Genomic DNA, 18,932 nt, shown 5'->3' on the forward strand with positions numbered 1-18,932 from the left:
CGAGGATAAAGATAAAGAAGCAGTTAAGGTCGGTAAGTGAGTTAAGATCTGAAGAAAGTAGGGTGAGGAAATGTCAAAAGCTGGTCTCGCATTGTTCGAACAGAAGTCAACTGGAGGAACTGCCCGTCAGATAAGTCCTATTGATACAATGATTTATTCAGCAGCAAATCCTGGTTTGATGTTTGCCCTAGTTTATATTATGTGGGCCCCATTTTTATATCCAGGAGCACATATGGTTTGGGCTATTTTGGCAGTTTCACAAATGTTTATCATTGCAGGTTTGTATTGGTTGTTTTCAGTTTCTATGCCAAGGTCTGGAGGAGAATACATTTACATTAGCCGAATATTACATCCTTCATTAGGTCTTATGGCTAGCTTTATGATAACTTTTACCTCAATCTCATGGACAGGAATTCTACTAAACTGGATCATAAAATGGTCCATTGTCGAATTTTTCTACTCGATGTCTCTCATTAATGGGAATAACGCTACATGGTTAGGTTTGGCAGAGTTTTTTGACAGTAAGTACATGCATGCAATTATTGGTACAGCCTTTTTATTATTCATCTATTATATCTACTATAAGGGAACAAAGTGGATGGTCCGCTTAGCTTATATTACATTAAGTGCAACCCTTGTTGGAGCAGTTGTATTTATAATTGCTAACTTGATAACTGGGCAAGGAACATTTGCTGCTAATTTTACTCAACTTACTGGGTTAAATTACTCAGACGTTATAACGATTGCCAAACAGGATGGTTATACAACAGAGTTCTTATTTGGAGCAACCTTAATGGCGGGTTCTACGTATGTCATTCTTAATACCCTTGGTTCAACCTTTGGTGCAAATCTTGCAGGGGAAGTTCGTAATGTCCAAAAATCTCAATTATTGGCATTATTTGGTTCATTAGCTATTTTAATGGTCATCTGGGCTGTTTTCTACGGAATGAGCTATGTGAACTTTGGAGACATTTGGTCGAACAGCTTATATTACCTTTACAATGCCGGTCATGAGGCCTATCCGTTTGAAGGATACGATCCGTTTATTACAATCATGATTGGAATCATGACAAAGAGTCCGATTTTCATTTTCTTAATTGCAGTTGCCTTTGCAGTTGCAACATTTGGCTCAGCAGCAGGTTTAGGCTTTGGTCCTTCTCGAAACTTCGTTGCATGGTCATTTGATCGTTTAATTCCAAAAAAATTCATGGAGCTTAATCCAAAAACGAATTCTCCTACTTACGCGTTACGAACAGTAATTGCTGGTGCTTGGGTGTTTTTAATGCTTGATATTTTTGTTCCATCTTGGACTGCAAATATTGCCTATACCATTTTCACATGGTTCTTAGCATGGATTTTCTTAGGAATCGCTGGGATTGTCTTTACAACGAGAAAGAAAATTTTATTTAACTCCTCACCACCTGTTGTAAAAACAAAAATCTTTGGTGTTCATCTCATTACGATTCTTGGTTGGTTAACAACTGCGATTAGTGTTTCAATTTGTTACTACCTATTAATCCCATTCTTTAGGGGCGACCTACCATTTACGATGATTATTGTTTCATTGTTATTAATGTTAATTCCAATTATCATCTATTTCATTATGAAGCGTTCACATGCCAAAAAAGGTATTGATATCGATATACAATTCCAAGAGATACCTTCTGATTGATTCTTATTTAAAAATGCTAATAAAGTGATATGGGGTGAGGGCTTGAAATTATTCTACGCAGGCGACTTGCATGGTGCAGAGACAGCATTTAGGAAATTTACGAATGCAGCTAAATTTTATCATGCAGAATTAATGATATATGGCGGTGACTTTACAGGAAAGATGGTTGTTCCCGTTGTTGAAAAACGGGGAGTCTATACTTGTAAATACTATGGTTCAACAGTAAAGGTGAAAAAGTCTAGTGAACTACCAGATTTAGAAAGAAACCTGCGCGATGCTGGTTTTTACCCACTAATTATTACAGAAGAAAAATTAAATCAACTAAATGAAAAAGATGCTGAGCTAATTATTCAAGAAAAACAAGTGGAAGTGTTAAAAGAGTGGATTGCACTTGCTGACGAACGGTTCAGTGCCATTGATGTGCCATGTATCATGATTCCAGGGAGCGTTGATGATTTTTACCTTGATGAAATTCTTAACTCAGGAAGGCATGTCCAAAATGGAGATGGGAAAATAATTGAGATAAATGGCTATGAAATTCTATCAGTCGGTGGTGGTAAGCCGAGCGTCTTCAAGTATCCACGTGAGTTTAGTGAAGAGGAACTAGATACGAAGATTAATCAATTAGCCTCACAGGTCAAGGATATGAATAAATGTATATTTAATATTCATATCCCACCATATGACACTGACTTGGATCAAGGAACTCAGTATGATTCAGATTTAAAACCTATTCTAGATGGTGATTCACTTGCAACTGGACCTGTTGGAAGCAAGGCTGTACGGAAAGCGATTGAAAACTACCAGCCATTACTCTCCTTACATGGAAATGTTCACGAAAGTCGTGGTGTCACCAATATAGGAAGAACAGTCTGTATCAACGCTGGCACTGACTATGACCAAGGAATGTTAAGAGGGGCACTAATTGATATCAGTCCTGATGGTAAGGTGAACTATACACTGACAGCAGGGTGACCATTTCATAGGAGGTAAGAAGGAAGTCGATACTTAATTACGTAAATAGTTGAGATCGGGTTATCGACTTTCCTTTCTTATAGCTATCCTGAAATACATCAGAAGTAAAGGCTTTTGTATAAAGGTAAAGAAGAGGTGAACTATGGAATATATCAGCAGGGAACTATCAGTTTTGACCATGTCTCCCACAAACAAACCTGTTAAAATAGTAGAGTCCGGTAGTACTGTCGTTTTTCAGACGTTAGATTGCTTTAGTAATCAAATTCAAAATGAAGATCAACCATTTAGTTCAGTAGGATGGGATAAAATAAATCCGGCAACAGGCCCTTTGTATATTAATGGGGCTGAGCCCGGTGATACCTTAAAGGTAAAAATTATTGATATAAAAATTGACAATAAAGGTGTTATGACAACAGCCCCCAATCTTGGAGTTCTAGGGGATATAGTGACTGGCGAGACGACAAAGATTATCTCAATAAAAGATGATAAAGCAATCTTTAATGAGAAAATACAAATCCCGATTAAACCAATGATTGGTGTTATAGGAACAGCACCTAAAGACGAGGAAATTCCGACGGGTACACCTGGATCACATGGTGGAAACATGGATTGCAAAAAAATCGTCAAGGGCTCGACATTATACTTACCAATAAATGTGTCAGGTGGACTCCTATCAATGGGAGATTTACATGCAGTGATGGCTGATGGGGAAATCGTTATATGTGGGCTTGAAATTCCAGGCGAAGTAACGGTAAAAGTAGATGTTTTAAAAGGTGAAGAACTACCTTTACCAATGCTTGATAGTGAAGAAAGTATTATTACGATTGCATCTGAAGAAACATTAGATGAAGCTGCGAAAACAGCAACTGTAAATATGCATCGATTTTTAGTGAACGAACTAGGGATCGAAATAGACGAGGCCGGAATGCTTTTATCACTTGTCGGTGATTTACGAATTTGTCAGGTTGTCGATCCATTAATGACGGCACGTATGGAAATACCCAAATGGATAGTAGAGAAATATGATTATAAATTAAAATAATCGAAATTCGTGAAGTAGTCCTATTTAATGGGGCTACTTTTTATAATTCTAAGGAAATATATTCTGGTGTCTGTCCCCTAGCACGGTAATGCTTTACTGTGTCGGGGGTCAGGTGCTTTTTGTTCTACAAAATTCGGGGCGTCACTGTGACAATAATAAATATTCCAAATCACTCTGTAAATACTAACCAATATGCTATAGTAAATAAGCCGTTGAACAATTAAAAGGCATTATGAAAAGAAGAGAGACGTGATTAACTTGCTAGATTTTTTACAACTGGGTATTCGAAAAGAGATTAACCATACATTAAAGTCATTAGGTATTGTAGAACCAACCCCCATCCAAGAACGGACGATTCCATCCGTGCTTGAGGGGAAGGATGTGATTGCAAAAGCACAAACGGGAACAGGTAAGACGTTGGCTTTTGTTCTGCCGATTCTTGAGAAGATTGATGTGAACGAGTCGGATGTGCAGGCACTTATTTTAACCCCAACCAGAGAATTAGCTCAGCAAATATCAAAAGAAATTAAGAAAATGATGGAGAACGTAGAGGGTGTCAATGTATTAGCTGTATACGGGGGTCAGGATGTTGAGCATCAATTAAAAAAGTTGAAGGGGGCTCAGCATATTGTCGTGGCAACGCCTGGTCGGTTATTAGATCATATTCGCCGTGGAACGATTGATCTTTCAACGATTAGGATGCTTGTGTTAGATGAAGCCGACCAAATGTTACATATGGGTTTTCTTCCAGAGGTAGATGACATCATTAAAGAAACATTTCCATCTAGACAAACGATGCTGTTTTCTGCAACAATGCCAAACGAAATTAAATCTCTTGCCAAAAAATATATGAACGAGCCAGAGTTCATCGAAGTGAAGGCAAAAAAAGTAACGGTTGAAGAGATCAAACAAGTTGTGATTGAAACCACTGACCGGAGAAAACAAGCAACTTTACTGCATTTAATCGAAGAACATCGTCCTTTTTTAGCGATCATATTCTGTCGAACAAAAGTTCGCGCAAAAAAGCTACACGAAGCATTGATTGCTAACGGGTATGAATCAGACGAGCTGCATGGTGATTTAACACAGTCCAAACGTGAAAAAGCAATGAAACGATTTCGTGAAGCGAAAACACAATTTTTAGTTGCCACAGACGTTGCTGCAAGGGGACTTGATGTAGAAGGGGTAACACATGTCTATAACTATGACATCCCACAAGATGTGGAAAGCTATGTTCACCGGATTGGTCGAACTTGCCGTGCAGGTGGCGACGGGGTTGCCTTTACTTTAGTGGCTCCTAAGGATATGGAGTTCCTACGAATGATTGAAAAAGGGATTCATCAAAAATTCGAGATACAAGTGATTAAGGGCGTAAGTATCCCTGATCGTGAAGATTATGAGAGAGCAAGTGAGCAAAAAAACGAAAATAAACGCTCTGAAGGTAGTAGAAGAGAAGGAAAGAAGGCTGCACCGTTTTCTTCAAATAGAAAGTCTAATGATAGGCAATCCAAAAGCAATTCAACGAGAGGTAGAAGGCGTACTCGCTAAAAAGTGAATGTACAAAATGGATGCCTTACCCCTAAGGCCGGTAAGGCACCAAATTCAGGAGGATATACCCATGTTACAAAAACAAATGGAAAAATACATTTCATCAGAGTTGCTAAGTGAAGAGAAACAAGTTGTAGTATATCAAGAAGAAAAAGAGTACATAGAAAAATATGAATTGATTTCAAATGACGTTAAATTAATCGAAAAGGATCCTACTACACGTTTCAGTGAAGCCTACATTGAAAGATGTGATAAAGAAACCGAAGAAACACTCTCTAAAGAATCATTCTCATTTTTAGAACAACCGATTGACTACCTTCAAAAACACAAGAATGAATTTCTATACTTTGAATCAGACTGGTTGGAACTAATCGGTGTTGATGCAATTGCATTTGAGGTAAATGATGTATTTGGAACATATGACGTCATGGTAGGATTGAAGCTGCAGAAAAAGTTTGAGACAACTCTTAAAGAAAACTTAAGAAAAGAATTACATGGAGAGGAAGCAAAATTTGAGTTGATGTTTAACCAAGGTGATGGCTTATGGGACTTGAATTTCGCTTTGAATTATGTGAATGGGTTCAAAGAGGAGATGTCATTAGAGGAAGCATATCGGCTAATTTATCGATTTTTATTTACACTAGTAGAAAGAACGGAAGCAGAAAGCAAAGACGTGAATTAACTGTTAAATCGCATTTCATTCCTACATATGATACCATTTATCTCTATACAAAAAAGGGACGTGATTGAACATGATAAAAATTAACATACCAACTCCTGATATTACGATTACAGAACGAAAACAAATTCCGAAAGAAAATGAACCAATAATCAAGGATATTCACGGATTTATTGATTTCCATCTCATACCAAGAGACAAAGGTGGCATTTTCTTATTTTTTAATAAAGAAGATGAGCTTCTGTTTGTCGGGAAAGCGCGCAAACTACGTCAACGAATTAAAAAACATTTCGAAGACACGGTTTCTCCTATTAAAACGCACAGAGACGAAGTGTATAAAATCGATATTTGTATCGTCGAAGACCCAATGGAACGAGAAATTTACGAAACATATATCATTAATAAACTCAGATCCAAGTATAACGTTGATAAAGTGTTTTATTAAAAAAGTTGTTTTAATAATGGTGCCAGACCCCCAGTGCGGTGATGATTTTCCGTGTTGGTGGTCTGGCCTTTTTTATTAGTTATATTAATATGTAAAATTCGACAATCTTCGGGGTGTCACTGTGACGGAACTTAACAAAATTTAATATAATTCTACTATTTTTCTGTATTTTCTATTAAAATATAATTATAGAAAGACAGGAGGTAAATCATAAATGTTCCGGAAAATACTTATATGGTTTGTACAAAAGGCATGGCCAGTAATATTAAAGTTTATAGTTAAATATGGTGAAGAAATAATTGCGATTATAATTACAATCGTAACTAAACAATACAATGAAAGACAGAAACAAAAGGCTAGAGAAAATTATGAAAAAGCTGCACAATTCCATCAACAGGCTCAACAAGCAACCTCTGATGAAGAAAGAAGAGAAAATGAATTTAAATCTGATTTCTTTAAAGAGCAAGCTGAAGAATGTGCTGAAGATATTAAGAAAATGGCAGAAATCTTTGAAAACATTACTAAGAAAACCAAAGATTTAGTTAATGAAAAGACTAAAGAGTTTAGAGCAGAAGATATCTTTAAGATTAATGAAAAAGAGTTTGAATTCAAAGAGAATAAAACATATTTAAAGCTAGAAGATACAAAATAATTAATGAGAATCTCAATTGGGGAAACAATGGGACTGTTCTATTGTATTCCTGAAATTGGGAGTTTGATGGTTGAATAGATAAACACTTTCTTTAAAGTAATATAACGTCAACCTATTCTTATACAAAGGATATCGGTTGACTATTCTATTTGTTTCCGAATCGATCTAATCGTTCAAAATTGGTGCCAGACCCCCAGTGCGGTAATGATTTACCGTATGGCGGGCCTGGTATTTTTTGTTTAGCAATTATAATTGACAAACAATTAAATATTTATTGACAATTTAGAATCTTCCTGTAATAATTGTGATATCCTAGTAATATCCTACTAATATATCTTAAGAATAACACCTATATTTTTTAAGTATCTTATCTATTAACAAGGAAGAATTGGAGATGACAATGAAAAAAAAGACGTTACTTTCTAGAACAGAACATGTTTATCAGTACATAAAAGAAAAAATTATTTATGGTGAAATCCCACCAAATGAATTATTGAATGAGGGAATCTTGGCAGAACAACTAAACGTTAGCAAGACTCCTGTAAGAGAAGCGTTAAATGGATTGAAACATGAAGGATTAGTGGAAGTAATTCCTTATAAGGGGTATTTCGTAAAAAATCTTTCAATTAAAGAGATAAAGGATTTATTTGAAATGCGTATTATTTTGGAAACAAAGGCTGTAGAATTGGCTACCACTAGGGCTACTCAGAAACAACTAACAATATTAACTGACCTAGCATCGAAACAACTTAATGATGAATTAGAAAACTCGAAAAAGTCTTTTATGCAGATAAATGAAAACTTTCATACATATATTGGGACAATTACTGGAAATGAAAAAATTACTTCACTAATAAAATCTACAATCGATCAACTTCAACCAGCACTTTTTCATGATGTTAAAGAAATCAGCGTTACTAGAATGATAGAGGAACATTTATTACTTGTTAAAGCAATGAAAGAAAGAGATATGAAATTAGCAAGTACTATCATGCTCAACCACCTACAAGACTCACAAATTAGGATTACAAACTTTTTATAGATTAATCCGTTTCAAAGCTTAAGAATATCCCCAGGACTATCACAGGACCATCATATAAGGCAAACATAAAGGATTCTTTACTCGTACTCCACTCCATTGCCAAACTCAAATTATTATTGAATGATAAAAATTTAATTGTAGGAAAACCATTTGTTCCTTGTACATTTGTTGCTATTTATAGCCGATTGTCGAGTCGCAAATGTGTAAATAAATAAAAAATTTTATAAAGGGGGATTCAAGTGGGAAAAGACTCAGTAAATCAGCAAAATAATGTAGGTGATTCAGCCAGATCAAAGGTTCCGAAAACAAGAAGATTAGGTTTTTGGTTTAACCTGGTAAACTTAGGTGGTTTCATTTTAGTAATTTCAAGTTTACTGGTTGGGGGCACAGTTGGAACCGCATTCTCATTAAACCAAGCTGTACCGATTTTATTATTTTCCGCTATAACAACTGTATTTTTGGCAACAGCAATTGGCGTAATAGGAACACGTACAGGGTATAGTAGTGCACTTATATACCGATTTTCGTATGGTACAAAAGGTGTTCTTCTTCCAAGTATCGTTATGGCTATTACCGGTATTGGTTGGTTTGCTCTTATTTTAAACATTACAAGAGATGCCTTTGCAGGAATGTTCGGTTTAGAGGCTAAGTCACTTAGTTGGTGGGCTATAACTATTTTATTTGCTCTTCTATTTATGTTACCTGCTTATAAATCAGTCAAATGGATCGGGTATATTAACTGGGTCGCAACACCGACAATTGTTGGTATTCTCATTTATGTTTTCTATTATTCAATTGTTAAAGAACCTGGAATTTGGAGTAAAACCTTTACCCCTGAACTTTCTGTACTAGCAGGTATTACAATGGGAGTAGGTGGATGGATACAAGGGGCCGCTGTTATTTCAGACTTTACAAGGTATATAAAAAACACAAAACAGACCGTAATTGGGCTATTAATCACTTTCGGATTCCTTGTATTCTTTCAATTTTTAGGTGGGGCTGTTGGAGCTGCAGCAACAGGTGACTGGAATATTTTTAATATTCTTGCAGCACTCGGTGTCGCATCATTTGCATTTATTGGGGTTTTCTTTGGAGCTTGGTCAACCACTCAAGCCGCTTTATATGGATCTTCATTAGCTATGTCTGCTCCACCGATGCCATTAATTAAAAATCAAGAAACAACTAGAAGATTAATGGTAATCATTTTATTCTTAATTGCTTTTATTGGTTCCATTGCAGGTATTGAATCTTTTATTAATTGGTACTTACCGTTTCTAAGCTTTGTCTGCGCACCGATAATTGCTACAGTAGCGATAGACTATTGGGCATTTAAAAAACGAAGAGAGCTATATGAAAAAGGTCAGCCAGATATGAAGGTAAACCCAGCTGCATTTGTTACATGGATTGTAGGATTTGTTGTAGGGTACTTTACAAATTCAAACGATATTGGCAGTGCTGTACTAAATTCGTTATTTATCTCTGCAGTATTATATTACGGATGGATGCGTTTAGCAATGGGAAAAAACGTTTCACCTAATATAAATGCTGATTTAGAGGCGGATCAAAAATCTTACTAGTGGTAAGGAGGAAAAATAGTGGGGGCTACTTTTTGGATATTGTTTATTTTACAAATGGCAATCGCATTAGGGTTTTATAAACTAGTTTTTAAAGTGGAAAATGAAACGCCAACGGAATCAATTACACCCGCAACCGATAATGACGTTGAAGTTTACTAAATAAGAGGGGAGGCATTGCCTCTCCTGCAATTATTTTTTTAGGAGGATAATAATGAGGCTAAAAGATAAAGTTGCAATTATAACAGGAGCCGGTTCTGGGATTGGAAAGGCAAGTGCAGAAAGATTTATAAAGGAAGGTGCAAAGGTTGTTTTAGCGGATATTAACGAAGAAGCAATTACAGTACTCCGAAAACAGCTTGGGCCAGATGTGATAGCTATACAAACGGATGTCTCAAACCCAGCTGCAGTTCAAAACTTGGTGAATTTGACAATTGATAGGTTTGAAAAAATTGACATCTTATTTAGTAACGCAGGAATCGAATATCCAGCTACAGTTCTTGATATTGAACCAGATGAATGGGACCATGTTATCTCAGTTAATTTAAAAAGTGTTTATCTATGTGCAAAATACGTCCTTCCACACATGATTGACAGAGGTGGCGGAGCAATTGTTAATACCGCGTCACAACTAGGTTTGGTCGGGTATCCAAATTTTGCTGTATACAATGCTGCCAAAGGAGGAGTAATTAACTTAACCAGAAACTTAGCACTCGATTATGCAAAACACAATATTAGGGTTAATGCTGTTTGTCCTGGACCGATTGATACACCTCATATTGAAAGACAGGTTGAAGGTTTGCCTGACGATGAAAAACAAAAAGTGTATAAGGATATTTCAAATTTAGTGCCACTCGGAAGATTAGGAAAAGCCGAGGAAATTGCGAATGGAGTCCTGTTCCTTGCATCTGACGAAGCGTCTTTTGTAACAGGTACAACTTTTGTTATTGATGGGGGCTATGTAGCACAGTAATCAGAAGGAGGAAAATAATATATATGATAGACATAATTGATTCCCATACACATGTAGATGAATTTGAAGCATTTGGTTGGTATGATCCTCCAGAAACAATTATAAATTTACTAGATGAAGCAAAAATAAAAAAAGCTGTAATCATGACTTATTGTGATACACCCGTTTTGAGAGAGGATGGCATCACCTATATTGCGAATGCTGTAAAGAAGTTTCCTGATCGTTTAATAGGTTATGCACGTTTACATCCCCAAACCAAGGAGAAGGCTATTAAACTATTAGAAGAAGCAGTTTTAGACTTGAACTTTAAAGGTTTAAAGATGCATCCCGAGAGCTTAACTACCCATCCATATCACCAAGCATCCCTCGCTTTGATTCGAAAGGCAGGTGAATTAAACGTTCCTACGTTATTTCACTGTGGAGATGAATCAATGAGTTTACCTCTGCAAATAGCAAGGGCAGCCGAACAATGCCCAAAGTCAAAAATTATCCTTGGACATATGGGTGGTTATTTTCACGTTGAAGATGCAATCAAGATGGCAGAAAAATACGAGAATTTAATATTAGAAACATCAGCTATGCCTTATCCAGATAAAATCAAAGATGCTGTCAGTCGAATTGGTGCAGAAAGAGTTCTATTTGCAAGTGATGGGCCGGGATGTAACCCATCCTTAGAAGTGAAAAAAATCCATCATGCGAATCTCTCGGATCGAGAAAGTCGAATGGTTCTAGGTGAAAACTATGAATCTATTTTAGAAAGAATTAAAAAAAGATAGGAAGAAGGAGGGCAACAATGATTGTTGATGCATTTGTACAAGTAGGAAAATCGATTCATGGTTATGAAAATCCTCCAGAAGAAGTGCTTAGAAATATGGAAGAATACGGAATAGACAAATCAGTCATCTGCCCTGTACAACCATATACATATAATCTAGAACCTCAAAATGATTATGTTTCAGGGCTTGTAAAAAAATACCCACAAAGTCTAATAGGGTTCTGTCGTGTTGACCCCAGGCAAACTGATAAAGCAGTTTCTGAAGTTAATCGTTCAATTGAGGAACTTGGACTTAAAGGAGTTTTTCTTCATCCATGGGAAGAAAGTTACAAAGTAAATGAGGATTTTGTAATTCCCATTCTACGGCAAGCAGCAGCACTGAAAGTACCAGTAATGATAGCAACTGGTTATCCATGGGTATCACATGCGCTTCAGGTAGCTCACCTTGCAGAACAAGTACCAGAGGTAAACATTATCATGACTCACGGTGGTCAGATAAATATTAGTGGTCTTGCTCAAGCTGATGCAGCAATAGCACTTCGTTTCCATAAGAATTTGTTTATAGAAACGTCAGGTGTATATAGACAAGATTTTATTGAAGAAGCTATTGAGGAATTTGGCGCACATCGGGTTTTCTTTGGTAGTAACTCACCCAAAATGCATCAAGGCTTTGAACTAGATCGGGCAATTTCTGCAACCAAAAATCATCCGCTACAAAGCGTAGTACTAGGGGAAGGAATAAAACAGCTGTTGAATATGTAAGAGGAGGAGACTTTATGGCTTTAAATGTGGAAGAGACAAAGCAAAGTGATTTATTTAAGGAAATCTTACAGCCTATTAGAATTGGAAATATGACAATAAAAAATAGGACATTTATGTCGGCTATGAATGAGAATATGTGCAGCATGGATGGAGCACCTACTGATCATCAAATTGCATACTACGAGGAGAGAGCAAAAGGTGGCGTAGGAATGGTTATCACTGGAAATGCTTTTGTGGATGATCATAATAGCCAAATTGCGTCTGGTCAGCTTGGAATTTACTCGGACAGACTTGTACCACATATCAACCGTTTAGCAGAAACAGTTCAACGAGCAGGTTCAAAGTTAGTTGTACAACTAGTGCATGGAGGAAGACAGGCTTCTCACGCTTGGAATAAACCACTTTGGGCACCCTCATCCATTACCTGCCCAGTAACAGGTATAGAGGCTAAAGAGATGACTATAGAAGAAATAAAATATACGATTAACAATTTTATACAAGGTGCAAGAAGGGCTTTCGATGCAGGATGTGATGGTGTTGAGATACATTTTGGGCATGGCTACCTATTATCTGAGTTTCTATCAAATCGCACGAACAAACGGACGGATGAGTATGGAGGTTCATTAGAAAATAATGCTCGTATCTGTATAGAAATCATTAAAGGAATTCGTAGTTTACTTGGAAACAAATTTGTGGTTGGAGTTAAATTGAATGGTAATGAAGCAGTTGAAGACGGAATTACTATTGAACAGGCTAAAATTTATGCAAAATGGTTTGAGGAAGCAGGGATTGATTATATTACTGTCACAGCAGGAATTTATGAATCTGGCGATGAACAATGTCAAAGCTTATACATTGGTCGAGGATACAATGTTCATTTAGCCACTGAAGTCAAACAAATTGTAAATATCCCTGTAGCAACAGTAGGATCAATCAATGATCCAAATTTAGCTGGTCAGATCTTGAGGGATAAAAAGGCTGATATTATTTCTATGGGCCGTCAGCTTATTGCTGACCCGCAAACTGTAAATAAGATAGCAAAAGGCACGCCTGAAGACATTCGGCTTTGCGTTCGATGCAATGATTGTCAAGGACGCTTAGTTGAAAATCGCGTAATAACATGTGCGATTAATCCAGAAGTAGGGAAGGAAAGAGAATATAAGATTACATCTGCTCCAGTTAAAAAGAGAGTGGTGGTTATTGGAGGGGGGCCTGGAGGTCTAGAGGCAGCACGAGTAAGCGCTCTTCGAGGACACGAGGTTACCTTATATGAAAAGAACTACCGCATTGGAGGAACATGCTTACCAAAAGAAAACCCAAGTTTCAAAAAAGAACTAGAAAATATCCCTACATATTATGAAATACAATTCAAAAAACTTGGGGTCAATTTAAAAGTGAATACAGTGGCAACACCTGATGTAATTCGTGAGCAAAAACCTGATGTTGTCATTGTGGCAGCTGGTGCTATTCCGTTAACTTTCTCACTTGAAGGTGATCAGTCGATACAAGTTGTTCAAGCAATAGATGCATTTAATAAGCGTGGTAAAATTGGGCAACGAGTTGCAGTTCTTGGTGCAGGTTTGGTTGGCTGTGAAGCAGCCCTTCACTTTGCAAAGCAGGGTAAAGAGGTTCACTTAATTACTAGAAGACCAGAAGATCAAGCAGCTGCTGGTCTAAATGCCTTAGCTGCATTTCGTTTGGTAACAGAAATGAAAAGAAGTGGAGTAAATATCATTGGAAATAGTGACGTTGTATCGATAAAAGAGGGCAAGTTAGTTATTAAAAATCTGCAAACAAAAAGTGAAAGTGAGCTTGAATTAGACACAATTGCTCCAGCTAGAGGTTTTAAACCAAACTGGGAGCTAAAAGAGGAATTATCAACCTTTACGGATGAAGTGTATTTGATTGGTGATAGTGTCAAACCTGGAACAATCTTAGAGGCAGTTGCAGACGGTGCATATGTAGCTAGAAATATATAAACTCCTTGAATGTGCATCATTCGTTTTTACATTAAAGTAATAAAGGGGTTTGTGAAAAAGTGGATCTTACAAATCAACTCTTCGTATTGGCGGGAAATTAACAGAGAACTATTAGCTCGTTTTATAAAATTGGAGGTATTGATATTACTTAACGAGAACAGCAACGTTTTACCTCTTAGCTATACAAAATGGATTGATAAGGGCTACTACTTTACCTGCTATTAATCGGGATCAGCAAATAAAATGGCAAAATAAGAGGACTTTAAAATCCCTGAATTTTAAGAAAATAAAAATATCTGCGGGACCGTTCTCTTTAAGTTCGAAAAAACACCGTAAGAAAATTCCTATTGATATTTAAGGGTCTTTCTCCTATAAAAAACACAACGGAAAAGACTCTTGAAATTTCCTTTTTTTCTTTTTAATAAAGAAAATGTTTAGATGGCATTTGAATTAGAGCTTTAATGGTTTGCTGATATTCTTAGGAAAGTGCATGGTTAAGGAGGAATGCTCATGCAACAAAAAAATATACTTATTATTACTCTTGGTGGGACGATATTATCACAATACGATTCAGTTAATCAGTGTGTCCTACCTGGTTACGATAAGGATTATTTGAGAAGCAAGATTATTGAGAGAGTATCAAATGCCACGATTGATATTTTAGAGTTTTGTCAAAAACCTGGTCCTCATTTAACACCACAACTTGCAATTTCTCTATGTGAATTTTTAGAAGAAAACCAAGATTACTACCATGGATTTGTAGTATTACAAGGGACCGATACAATTGAGGAATTTTCCTACCTAGTAAGTCTAATTTTAGATATTTCCAAACCTGTTGTATTTACAGGAGCAATGAAAAGTCTTAATGAGCACTATTCAGATGCTTTTGGCAACATAATATCTGCAATAAGAATTGCTTGTTATATAAAAAAAAGGGATATATTGGTTACTTTAAATGAAAAAATATTTTTACCTGAAGATATCATAAAGACTCATAGTTCAAATATTGACTCCTTTCAATCAGACAAAATCTGTCCTATCGGAATAATTACAGAAGAAATTCCACAGTTTTTCTATCACACAAAAAGAAATAAAGTTTTCGATAGGAAGATTGAGAAAAGAGTAGAAATATTAAAAGTTAGTTTAGGGTGTGATCCACTTTTATTAGAATACTGTATAGAAAAAGGTACAAGAGGGATTGTAATCGAGGGTTTTGGGGCAGGTAATGTTCCCTTGGAATGGACTCAAAGTATAAAAAAAGCGGTATTAAACAAAATTCCAGTTGTTTTAGCTACACGCTGTACACATGGTTATGCAAAACCGTTATATGGATATGAAGGAGGTGGGAAACGGTTAGAAGATTACGGTGTAATAATATCGGAAAACCTTTCAGCTGCAAAAGCAAGGATAAAACTTATGGTTCTACTTGGACAGACAGAAAGTAAAGATTTATTAGATCTAAAGAAATATTTTTCTAAAGAAAAAGAATTAATAGTTTTATAAAGATGCAAAATTGATTGACTATAAAAAAGGGCTCCTTTGGAAATCTTTACTTAATTCCCACGTATTTTGTTGCCGCTTTCAACAACCATCTCCCTAAATGATTTTCGACATCGACCACAGCATCGAGGGAAGTGGATAAGGAGCTTAGGAAAATTATTCTATTTTCATTTTAACTACCATGGTAAATGTGTATTGTTTTAATTTACCAATTCAGAGTATTATAAGTATAATTTGTGGAGATTTAAACCAAGGTAAACTATCTCTAAATGGGGGAGAATTCATGAAAAATAATGACTCACTTGCATATATAAGTGTAAAGGAAATGGCCTCGTTAATTTCAGAAAAGAAACTTTCGCCTGTAGAAGTCATGGAGGCAACCATCAAAAGGATTGAAGAACGCAATCCTGAAATTAATGCGTTCGTATATCTAGCTTTTGATGAAGCGCGGGAAAAAGCGAAGTTGGCTGAAGATATGGTAATGAAAGGTGAAAAACTTGAATTACTTCATGGAATCCCGACGGCTATAAAAGACCTATTCGACTTTAAACCTGGATGGGTTACTACATTTGGAGGAATTCGAGCCTTTAAAGACAATGTTGCTGACTTCTCCTGTACATACGCCGAACGAATAGAAAAAGCTGGAGCAATTTTAGTAGGAAAAACAAATAGTCCTGTCATGGGACTAAGGGGTGCGTGTGATAACTATTTGTTTGGTGCTACGAAGAATCCTTTTGATATTAGGAAAAATAGTGGTGGTTCTTCTGGTGGAAGTGCAGCAGCTGTAGCTGATGGAATGGTTCCAATTGCTGAAGGAACGGATGGTGGTGGGTCTATTCGTATTCCTGCTTCATGGTGCGGGTTATACGGTTATAAAGGATCCTTTGGTCGTGTTCCTTTTGTATCAAGACCAAATGCTTTTGTTGGTCTAAATCCTTTCCTGTATGAAGGAACATTAACTCGTACAGTGGAAGATGCAGCAATGGGAATGACTGCCTTAACAGGATATGACCGAAGAGATCCATTAAGTTTAGATGAAAAGGTAGATTACATTGGTTCATTACGAAAGCCAATTAAAGGGTGGAAAATAGCTTACAGTCCTGACTTTGGCGTGTATCCTGTAGATAACAAAGTAAAAGAAATTGTAGCGGATGCAGTGAAAAAGTTTGAAGACGCTGGTGCAAAGGTCGAAGAGGTTAATTTTAATATAAAGCGTGACCAGAAAGAACTTAGTGATTTATGGAACCGAATGATGATGTATTCAAACATTGGTGCTTTTGAAGGGTTTAAAAAGCAGGGTATTGACCTATTAAAAGACCATAGGGATGATTTACCAGCGGAGTTCATTGAATGGATCGGTAAAGGGTATGAAATGAGCTTGGTTGATTTTATCCGAGATCAAGAAATGCGTACGGAGATTTATGATGCAATTGAAGAAGTATTTACTGATTATGATTTGATTATCACACCGACACTTGCATGTTTGCCAGTTGAAAATCGCACAGATGGGAATACAAAAGGCCCGACTCAAATTAATGGTGTGGAAGTTGATCCATTAATCGGTTGGTGTTTAACATACTTTACAAATTTTACTGGCCATCCGTCTGCTTCAATTCCAGCTGGTCTCGCGGATGGTAGGTATCCAGTAGGTATGCAAATTATTGGAAAACGATATGCAGACACGGATGTGTTTGCAGCAAGTTCTGTTTTTGAACAAATGAGACCATGGCATGATATCTATAAACTTTGTAGAGATCGGAGCTTAGCTTTGTAAACAAACCGTTACACGTGACTTATAAAGCAAAAATGCTACGATCATAGAAATGGCAAAATAGTCATTAGGTAAAGTATATACTTTAGCTTATAACGAAAGAAAATTACTTCGCAATTATAGAGAAATAATAAATACTTTAATATATCGTCATTTTTCAAACGACTAACCTTAATGGTAGTCGTTTTTGTTATGGTGATAAGCTAATATGAATTAAAAAATTGTAAAATTATGCTAAAATAAATGATATGAACTACCAGAAACGTTTTCTTTAGCTAATGATTAGCCAATACGAAAGCTAAAAATCTTAAGTATGAAATATTATTTATTAAAAACAGGAGGACAAGTAAATGGTAAATCCTCTCCAAATAGGCTGGATCGATTACTCGAATGAACATCGAAATAAAGTGATGGCCATTCTCGATTTGCTAGCTCAAAAAGGAGCTGTGGATGAGCTTGGGATTGGAATGATAAGAGATGGTTTCGCGGATATGTTCTTTCCTGGAACATCTACCTTACAAACGAGAGCCAAATATTTTTTTATTGTTCCTTATTTAGTAATGGAGCTAGAAAAGGAATCATTCTCTAGTCATAATCAATTTCTAAATAAGCTCTCTCAACAAGAATTAGAACTTATTGATATCTTAAAACAAGGTGAGGATTTGGATGGAATTATTGGAGGGAGATCGGGTAAGAAATTAAAAAGAAAGCCATCCAGTATCTATTGGAATGGTCTTAGGAAATTTGAAATATTTAAGTATGAAAATCTTACCCTCGATAACTATGCTAAATCAGTTTTTGCCATGAAAAGAAATAAGCAAGCTTTGAAATCCTTAGGTGACGAGGAGACAGATGATATTGATGCAATGAATATTATGGGACTTTCTGGCACTGTCTAATTCCTGAAAGTGATTGGAAAGAAAATCTACAAATAAAGCTAACTCGACATGAAGCAGAGTTTTTGAAGCAAAGAATTACCTTATCTTCTAAAACAGAACACAGTCTTTTTGCTTTTTTACTACATCAAGATCCCGAAAAACTAAAACTTGTAGAAAGTTTTGAAATGATTGGGGAGATGTTTGATTTACCTGATCACATAAAACGGATGTATCAGTTAGCAAACAAATTTAATCAATTTATTTCCGGAGCTAATATACGTTACAATGTCATCCTTTCAAAACAGGAGAATGAGGACGCCGTAGAGGAATGGGAAAAATGGCTCAGCAGTTCTTTTGTGAAAAATGAATTTTCTTCTTTTCCTTATTTAGAGGTGTTAAGCCTTCTACATATAGACAGAAGAAATATACGATTGAAGAATTTCCTCCGTGATTGGCAGAAGCTTGCAATAGATGGTGACGTGGATGAAATCGATAACCTATTAATTAATAGAGAGGTAGAATTAAAATCAAAGGATCGTGCCAAATTATATAATTCGAAGGCCTTCTCTTATGATGGGAAATGGGTTGGAATAAGGTCTTTAGATTATCGATTTCGAGTTGCTAAAGCGATAATAAACGATATTTTGGACGGATTGGAGGAGTAG

The 18,932-nt window shown here is 36.2% G+C and carries 18 protein-coding genes; all 18 read left to right on the plus strand.

Annotation, left to right across the window (positions count from 1 at the left end):
* The first annotated feature begins 70 nt into the window (after positions 1 to 70).
* The 18 genes from NST91_RS12615 (at position 71) to NST91_RS12700 (ending at position 18,932) form a co-directional block, all read left to right on the plus strand.
* On the plus strand, positions 71 to 1,672 hold the full coding sequence (locus NST91_RS12615; RefSeq protein WP_341331420.1) for an APC family permease: 1,602 nt from the start codon (positions 71 to 73) through the stop codon (positions 1,670 to 1,672).
* A 42-nt stretch (positions 1,673 to 1,714) separates the two neighbouring features.
* On the plus strand, positions 1,715 to 2,647 hold the full coding sequence (locus NST91_RS12620) for a metallophosphoesterase family protein (protein WP_341331421.1): 933 nt from the start codon (positions 1,715 to 1,717) through the stop codon (positions 2,645 to 2,647).
* Positions 2,648 to 2,789: 142 nt separating this feature from the next.
* Positions 2,790 to 3,689: an acetamidase/formamidase family protein gene (locus tag NST91_RS12625; protein WP_341331422.1), complete on the plus strand. Its 900-nt coding sequence runs from the start codon at positions 2,790 to 2,792 to the stop codon at positions 3,687 to 3,689.
* Positions 3,690 to 3,938: 249 nt separating this feature from the next.
* On the plus strand, positions 3,939 to 5,237 hold the full coding sequence (locus NST91_RS12630; protein WP_341331423.1) for a DEAD/DEAH box helicase: 1,299 nt from the start codon (positions 3,939 to 3,941) through the stop codon (positions 5,235 to 5,237).
* A gap of 70 nt (positions 5,238 to 5,307) precedes the next feature.
* The gene (locus NST91_RS12635) at positions 5,308 to 5,919 is read left to right on the plus strand and encodes a branched-chain amino acid aminotransferase (RefSeq protein ID WP_341331424.1); all 612 of its coding nucleotides are present in this window, start codon (positions 5,308 to 5,310) and stop codon (positions 5,917 to 5,919) included.
* A gap of 70 nt (positions 5,920 to 5,989) precedes the next feature.
* The gene (locus NST91_RS12640) at positions 5,990 to 6,361 is read left to right on the plus strand and encodes a nucleotide excision repair endonuclease (RefSeq protein ID WP_341331425.1); all 372 of its coding nucleotides are present in this window, start codon (positions 5,990 to 5,992) and stop codon (positions 6,359 to 6,361) included.
* A gap of 214 nt (positions 6,362 to 6,575) precedes the next feature.
* Positions 6,576 to 7,013, plus strand: coding sequence for a hypothetical protein (locus NST91_RS12645; protein ID WP_341331426.1), 438 nt, complete (start codon positions 6,576 to 6,578; stop codon positions 7,011 to 7,013).
* Positions 7,014 to 7,407: 394 nt separating this feature from the next.
* On the plus strand, positions 7,408 to 8,055 hold the full coding sequence (locus NST91_RS12650; protein ID WP_341331427.1) for a GntR family transcriptional regulator: 648 nt from the start codon (positions 7,408 to 7,410) through the stop codon (positions 8,053 to 8,055).
* A gap of 239 nt (positions 8,056 to 8,294) precedes the next feature.
* Entirely contained in the window at positions 8,295 to 9,632 is a 1,338-nt protein-coding gene (locus NST91_RS12655) for a cytosine permease (RefSeq protein WP_341331428.1), read from the plus strand.
* A gap of 18 nt (positions 9,633 to 9,650) precedes the next feature.
* Positions 9,651 to 9,791: a hypothetical protein gene (locus NST91_RS12660; protein ID WP_341331429.1), complete on the plus strand. Its 141-nt coding sequence runs from the start codon at positions 9,651 to 9,653 to the stop codon at positions 9,789 to 9,791.
* A gap of 52 nt (positions 9,792 to 9,843) precedes the next feature.
* Complete coding sequence (gene budC / locus NST91_RS12665) at positions 9,844 to 10,602, plus strand: meso-2,3-butanediol dehydrogenase (RefSeq protein ID WP_341331430.1); 759 nt, start codon at positions 9,844 to 9,846, stop codon at positions 10,600 to 10,602.
* Between the two features lie 23 nt (positions 10,603 to 10,625).
* Positions 10,626 to 11,378, plus strand: a complete 753-nt coding sequence (locus NST91_RS12670; protein ID WP_341331431.1) for an amidohydrolase family protein — start codon at positions 10,626 to 10,628, stop codon at positions 11,376 to 11,378.
* Between the two features lie 17 nt (positions 11,379 to 11,395).
* Positions 11,396 to 12,139 carry an amidohydrolase family protein gene (locus NST91_RS12675; protein ID WP_341331432.1) on the plus strand — a complete coding sequence of 248 codons (744 nt, stop codon included), beginning with the start codon at positions 11,396 to 11,398 and terminating at the stop codon, positions 12,137 to 12,139.
* 14 nt (positions 12,140 to 12,153) lie between these two features.
* A complete protein-coding gene (locus NST91_RS12680; RefSeq protein ID WP_341331433.1) occupies positions 12,154 to 14,118 on the plus strand; it encodes an oxidoreductase in 1,965 nt (654 codons plus the stop codon).
* 510 nt (positions 14,119 to 14,628) lie between these two features.
* The gene (locus NST91_RS12685; RefSeq protein ID WP_341331434.1) at positions 14,629 to 15,621 is read left to right on the plus strand and encodes an asparaginase; all 993 of its coding nucleotides are present in this window, start codon (positions 14,629 to 14,631) and stop codon (positions 15,619 to 15,621) included.
* 280 nt (positions 15,622 to 15,901) lie between these two features.
* Entirely contained in the window at positions 15,902 to 17,392 is a 1,491-nt protein-coding gene (locus NST91_RS12690; RefSeq protein WP_341331435.1) for an amidase, read from the plus strand.
* 347 nt (positions 17,393 to 17,739) lie between these two features.
* On the plus strand, positions 17,740 to 18,288 hold the full coding sequence (locus NST91_RS12695; protein ID WP_341331436.1) for a DUF6361 family protein: 549 nt from the start codon (positions 17,740 to 17,742) through the stop codon (positions 18,286 to 18,288).
* Between the two features lie 62 nt (positions 18,289 to 18,350).
* Positions 18,351 to 18,932, plus strand: a complete 582-nt coding sequence (locus NST91_RS12700; protein ID WP_341331437.1) for a hypothetical protein — start codon at positions 18,351 to 18,353, stop codon at positions 18,930 to 18,932.

Origin of the sequence: Ferdinandcohnia sp. FSL W7-1320, from assembly GCF_038050315.1 — a bacterium.
Lineage (GTDB): Bacteria > Bacillota > Bacilli > Bacillales > Bacillaceae_L > Ferdinandcohnia > Ferdinandcohnia aciditolerans.

Bases quoted from the DNA above. Each gene is read 5' to 3' on its own strand.
- NST91_RS12615 (WP_341331420.1), top strand. From the start codon at position 71: ATGTCAAAAGCTGGTCTCGCATTGTTCGAACAGAAGTCAACTGGAGGA.
- NST91_RS12625 (WP_341331422.1), top strand. From the start codon at position 2,790: ATGGAATATATCAGCAGGGAACTATCAGTTTTGACCATGTCTCCCACA.
- NST91_RS12635 (WP_341331424.1), top strand. From the start codon at position 5,308: ATGTTACAAAAACAAATGGAAAAATACATTTCATCAGAGTTGCTAAGT.
- NST91_RS12640 (WP_341331425.1), top strand. From the start codon at position 5,990: ATGATAAAAATTAACATACCAACTCCTGATATTACGATTACAGAACGA.
- NST91_RS12645 (WP_341331426.1), top strand. From the start codon at position 6,576: ATGTTCCGGAAAATACTTATATGGTTTGTACAAAAGGCATGGCCAGTA.
- NST91_RS12650 (WP_341331427.1), top strand. From the start codon at position 7,408: ATGACAATGAAAAAAAAGACGTTACTTTCTAGAACAGAACATGTTTAT.
- budC (WP_341331430.1), top strand. From the start codon at position 9,844: ATGAGGCTAAAAGATAAAGTTGCAATTATAACAGGAGCCGGTTCTGGG.
- NST91_RS12670 (WP_341331431.1), top strand. From the start codon at position 10,626: ATGATAGACATAATTGATTCCCATACACATGTAGATGAATTTGAAGCA.
- NST91_RS12675 (WP_341331432.1), top strand. From the start codon at position 11,396: ATGATTGTTGATGCATTTGTACAAGTAGGAAAATCGATTCATGGTTAT.
- NST91_RS12680 (WP_341331433.1), top strand. From the start codon at position 12,154: ATGGCTTTAAATGTGGAAGAGACAAAGCAAAGTGATTTATTTAAGGAA.
- NST91_RS12685 (WP_341331434.1), top strand. From the start codon at position 14,629: ATGCAACAAAAAAATATACTTATTATTACTCTTGGTGGGACGATATTA.
- NST91_RS12690 (WP_341331435.1), top strand. From the start codon at position 15,902: ATGAAAAATAATGACTCACTTGCATATATAAGTGTAAAGGAAATGGCC.
- NST91_RS12695 (WP_341331436.1), top strand. From the start codon at position 17,740: ATGGTAAATCCTCTCCAAATAGGCTGGATCGATTACTCGAATGAACAT.